Source organism: Segatella maculosa DSM 19339 = JCM 15638 (genome assembly GCF_000382385.1).
Taxonomy (GTDB): Bacteria; Bacteroidota; Bacteroidia; order Bacteroidales; family Bacteroidaceae; genus Prevotella; species Prevotella maculosa.
The window spans coordinates 1-5369 of the sequence record NZ_KB908360.1; the positions used below are offsets into that span (position 1 = coordinate 1).

Annotated in this window: 5 protein-coding genes; 4 read left to right on the plus strand and 1 reads right to left on the minus strand. The window is 39.6% G+C overall.

What is annotated here, in order from left to right:
• From H164_RS15740 to H164_RS0113970, 4 genes are all read left to right on the plus strand, one after another.
• A partial coding sequence (locus H164_RS15740) for a JAB-like toxin 1 domain-containing protein (RefSeq protein ID WP_019969198.1) occupies positions 1 to 1233 on the plus strand: 1233 nt, incomplete at its 5' end.
• Positions 1230 to 1709, plus strand: coding sequence for a hypothetical protein (locus tag H164_RS0113960; RefSeq protein ID WP_019969199.1), 480 nt, complete (start codon positions 1230 to 1232; stop codon positions 1707 to 1709). The genes H164_RS15740 and H164_RS0113960, both read left to right, overlap by 4 nt.
• Before the next feature lie 393 nt (positions 1710 to 2102).
• A complete protein-coding gene (locus H164_RS0113965; protein WP_019969200.1) occupies positions 2103 to 2615 on the plus strand; it encodes a hypothetical protein in 513 nt (170 codons plus the stop codon).
• A 265-nt stretch (positions 2616 to 2880) separates the two neighbouring features.
• Entirely contained in the window at positions 2881 to 3393 is a 513-nt protein-coding gene (locus H164_RS0113970; protein ID WP_154652170.1) for a hypothetical protein, read from the plus strand.
• A 194-nt stretch (positions 3394 to 3587) separates the two neighbouring features.
• Here the strand turns inward: H164_RS0113970 and mobC are convergent.
• The coding region (gene mobC, locus H164_RS0113975) for a conjugal transfer protein MobC (protein ID WP_019969202.1) at positions 3588 to 5369 on the minus strand (1782 nt) is incomplete at its 5' end.

Here is a 5369-nt window from a genome sequence, read left to right on the forward strand (position 1 = left end):
CGTGAGGAGTATTACAAGTCGCTCGGCACACCGCCTGGTGTACCAACAATGAAAGGAGCCACGGCAGATCCCGACAACACCGGTCGTGGTTATAACGACATTATCGGGGATTTGGGCGACCACTCCGTGCCCGAGGGTTGGGTGCAGCATCCGAAGCGCAACACTACGCCAGGTACGCCTCCGGGGCCGCCCATCCAGTGGGGAGCACCCGAAGACCCCGACAATGCGCAACCGGGCTATGGTTATATCCCAACGGATACCACCAATATTGAAGATATCTTCTTCTATCACTCCGACCACTTGGGTTCAACCAGTTACATCACGGATAGAGATGCCAACATCACTCAATTCGATGCTTACCTGCCCTATGGTGAACTGTTGGTAGACGAGCACTCCTCATCAGAAGATATACCGTATAAATTCAATGGCAAGGAATTAGATCAGGAAACAGGACTGTACTATTACGGTGCCAGGTACTACGATCCGAGGATAAGTTTATGGATGAGTGTGGATCCAATTGCAGATCTAAAGAATTGGATTTCACCATATGTTTATACAAAGGATAATCCTCTTCGTTATATAGACCCAGATGGTCAAGATGAATGGGAAATAAATAAACAAGGAAAAATAGTAAAGCACATAAAGACAAATAAGCACGATGCATTCTATATTGTTAATCATAGAGGAAAGCGGATAAGAGGAAAAAGTATCAGTTTTACTTATGGTACAGTGGAAAAAGCTACTGGTCAAAAAAATGATAAGGGATTATTGTATGATGTATATCAAGTGCGAGGTGACAAGCAAGGAACTTCACTCTTTGAATATTTAGCTCAAAATACATCTGTAGAATGGAGCCTAATGCAAACTGGAATCAAAGGTAAGAGAGGGTTAAATTATATTACCACTTCTCATCAACATAATACTGAGGTAGGCATGACAGATCTCTTTGATAAGCAATTAAGAAATGGTTATACATTAAGAAGTGACACCCATAGCCATCCTAAAAATATGCCCTATCCTTCTGGGCTTTATGGAAGCCAGGGTGATATTCCTTATGCTAAATGGATTACAGATGAGAGTAAGCAGAATCCGAGATTTAAGATATATCTACCCGGAAAAGATTCATATGTCAAATTTGGTCCTAATTCTCAACTCGAAGATTTTGGTTTTAAGACACCTACGTACAATCTAAAAGAAGTTTCTATAGTTGGACACAAAAAGAAGAAACCATGAAATATTTTATTTTTACAATTATAAGTTTCTTATTATTTCTTATCCCCTGCACAGCACAGGGGATAAGAAATATTTCATATATAGAATTGAACTATTATGAGTTATACCACGCTAACCTTCGTAAGAATATATTGGATATAACGATTTCTTACTTAAAGAAAAAAAATATCTCCTCGTTAAAAAAAGTTTTAGTGATGACTTTGACGCATAGAGAAAAAGGAAATTTTATATCCATAGATTTATGTGATAAAGATGATGTTAGGTATGATAATAAGATATTCGGTTATACAAAAATTTTAGACTATACTTTTATCTTGAGAGGAAATACGAAAATAGGGATTATAAAAAAGCATTATAATTATCAAAAACAATTTACTTTTGATAACAAAGCTCCAACAACAGATGGTGTCGTTTCTTGGTCCTTTTATTTATATGGAAAGTATGTGAAACTTTTATCTTTTAATGAAAATTGGTAGGACATACGATAAAATTATCGCTCAACGCAGGTTACGACCTATCAAGACTCCATGGGGTATAAGTTCCGGCTGACGGATGTTCAAGATATGAACTACCGTACGGAAAGGACCACCGGGGAAAGCGACAAGGTAAAGAACTTTGGATTTTTTATTTGGTGCAGCGGGGAAAGCATTAGGACTAATCTCATTTGAATTAAGAATGAGGGCACATTGGAATAGTTTAGCAAATTCTTCGTCTAATGGTTATCGGCCGCAATTTGATTCTGATGATGACTAATTTTCTATACAAATGGGAGTATGACACGCTGATCAGCATGGCTATAAGGATATGTATTATAGAGTTATTGTAGAGCCTTTAGTATTCAAAGGTTTTGATCACTAAAAGCAGAAAGTATGTTAAAACAGATAGTAATAAATTGCTTGATAATATTATGTTTCAATAGTTGTATTGAACAATCCAAAGAAAAAGCATTTCTTGCTAAATATGAATTTGAGGATTTTTCTCAATTCAACAATGTTTCTGTCTTTATTCGAGGTGGAGATAGCGAAAGAAATCCTATTATTTTTGTAGATGCACCACATTTGGTTAGAGATACTTCAAAAGTGGGGTGTTATGTTGTAATACTTGACAAAACAAACTATCGGATAATAAATGCAAAATGGACATTAATAGAAGATAGCGTTAATGCAGATACTGTAAAACTCCAAAAGTTGGCACAGGTATTTATGAAATATGAAATACCTCGTTTGGATGTAGATAAAGACGGAAACATTTTTGTCTATTTGAAAGATGTTGAAACTTTGGCATTAGTCAGGTTTGCCAATGAAAATGAGTTACAAAAACGAAATAAAGAGGTAAAATGGATTAACATTAAGCACAATTGGTACAAACCAAGAGAAACGTGAGTTCAATGAATAGCATTTCTGCCGAAAGTAGCAGCTGCTTACCTGAAAGGCTGCATCTTTTCGTATGTTCTTCCTTTCAGGGAGTTTTCTATGCCCGACTATACCGGGGGGGGTAATACACTCTCGGCTATAGAAATATCCACCTTGATAAAACCTCCCAGATTTTTGGCTCTGACGTGAGAGTCTTTTTTGAAGGTGGGGTTCGAACAGATACAGAACTTTTGAAAAAGAATGGAGGTAAACAAATTAAAAAGTATGGTAAGATATGGTAAGAATTAAGTTAAAGATTTCGTTAATGATATTTGGGATATTGTTATTGTCTCTTTATTTTTGCATCAATCCTTTGTATATAGATTTTCAAGGAAGAGTGTTGATAAAAAGTAATGAACTCAACAAAAAATACATAAAATTGTCAGATATATTGCCAATTGGGAAAGGACAGTTGTCTGCATATTTGATTCTTGATTCTGAGGAACGTAATAAGATCCCTAATAATATCGCACATTGCAAAATATTATATACGGACGATACCACTATTGTAAAGAAATTATTAAATTTAAGATTCTTAAATACACAAGGAGATATGTGTACTGATAATAGCAGATTAGTTATTTGTGAAAATAGTAATAAGATTTTTACAACTTACATCATACTTGAAGACAAAATAATGGGATTGCAAAGTAATGTAACAGGCTGGATAGAGCCTACTGATAAAGAATCATTTTGTGATATATTCAAAAATTTCAGGAGATATAATTATCCTCTTTTGATAAAATAGATTTTGTTATATCACCTTAGATTTATAAAAAATGTTTTGGAAAGTTGTTCGAGAATTAGGAATGAACTATAATAAAGATAATATTCCACCGGAGATAGTAATACCCAAGTAAAGAAAATCTTGAAAACTCCGCCGGACAGTACCGTACTGTTCGGCGGAGTTAGATGAAGAGCATTCTCGTCTAAAAAATCTGCTTAACAACCGCCCGGCAACAAATGTTTCAGATTCTCATTATTACTAATTCGCTCTAATTCTTCTGCAACAATCTGTTTAACCTCCGCCTTGATACGATTGTAATTCTCCAGAATGGTTTCCTGCATGCAATCTTTTCCGTCGCTGTCGGTAAAGTCCGTGATAACGGGAATAGGCTTGTATGCTTTTTCTTCCCGCCTGACCTTTTCGGCATCGATGACGATTTCTGCGTGAAAAATCTTCTGTTCGATACGCTCGTCGAAATTATCCGACACCGAGCCGACGAACATACCCTGCGTCAGTCCCGAAATCTTACTCGGTGGTATGAGGGCATCCATCTGCGTATTGATGGAGGTCGAAACGTCCTGTCGATTGATGGAAATGGACTGCCGCTTCTGCAACACTTTTCCAAACCGTTCCGAAAGCGTCTTCGCCGTTTCTCCCACCACCTGTCCCGAAAAGATGTTCCCTACCGTGTTCATCACTACCTTTGCCTCTTTATCGCCATAGTCGCGTATCAGCTGCGAAAAGTCCTGAAAGCCCAAACACACTGCCACCTTATTGCTTCGTGCCGTGGCAATCAGGTTGTCCAAACCTTTGAAATAAATCGTAGGCAATTCGTCGATGATGACCGATGATTTGAGCTTTCCTTTCTTGTTGATGAGTTTCACGATACGCGAGTTATACAGACCGAGTGCCGCCCCATAAATGTTCTGCCTGTCGGGATTGTTGCCCACGCAAAGTATCTTCGGCTCATCGGGATTGTTGATGTCGAGGGTAAACTCGCTGTCCGACATCACCCAATAAAGCTGCGGAGAAATCATTCTCGACAGCGGTATCTTCGCCGAAGCAATCTGCCCCTGCAACTGCTCCATCGCTCCGCCCTGCCACGCGTCCATAAAGGGAGAAAGATAGTTTTCCAATTCGGGATACGACGTCAAAATAGGGAATACATCTTCGTACCTGCGGTTAAGCAGTTCGATGGCATGCGGAAAGGTACAATATTCTCCGTCCCGATAAATGCGCAGAAACCAGATAATGGCGGCGAAAAGAATAATCGGGCTTTCCACAAAGAAATCACCCTGCTTCTGTACCCACGTCTTGTTCAGGTTGAGCATAATCGTATAGGCACTCTCGTAGGCATCCGAAATGTCCGTCATGAAGTCGGGATGGATGGGATTACAGCGGTGTGACCGTCGCGGATCATCAAAGTTGATGACATAGAACTTCGGTTTTATCTTGTACCCGTCCAAGTGGTTGATGAGGTGATTGTAGGCAATCATCGACAGGTCGGGAAACTTGAAGTCATAGACATACATCGAATACCCCTTTTCTATTTGTTGCTTGATGAACGAATTGACCACGGCATAAGACTTTCCACTGCCCGGTGTACCCAGCACGATGGTGGCACGGAACGGGTTCACCACATTGATCCACCCGTTGTTCCATTTCTTCTTGTAGTAGAAGCGTGTGGGCAGATTGACGGAATATTCATTTTCCAGATACCGTGTTTCCTGCATAAAACTCTCGTTCTCGTTGTTGAATACATCGTCCATCAGGTTGTGCTTCAACAGCCGGCTCATCCACAACCCTGCCATCAGCAGGCAGACGTAACCCACTGAAATCATAACGACATAAAGCCCCACATCGATGGTAAAAGGCAACGGCAGATGGAGCAGCCATCCATTGAGAAAGAACAGCACACCGCCCACTCCGAATGCGGCATATATCTTCCTCCATGTTATCTTCTCACCCTTCACGCCTTTCGTGCCCAGACACGAAAG

Excerpts from the sequence above, each read along its gene's own strand:
- H164_RS0113965 (WP_019969200.1), top strand. The coding sequence starts at position 2,103 with ATGTTAAAACAGATAGTAATAAATTGCTTGATAATATTATGTTTCAAT.
- H164_RS0113960 (WP_019969199.1), top strand. The coding sequence starts at position 1,230 with ATGAAATATTTTATTTTTACAATTATAAGTTTCTTATTATTTCTTATC.
- H164_RS0113970 (WP_154652170.1), top strand. The coding sequence starts at position 2,881 with ATGGTAAGAATTAAGTTAAAGATTTCGTTAATGATATTTGGGATATTG.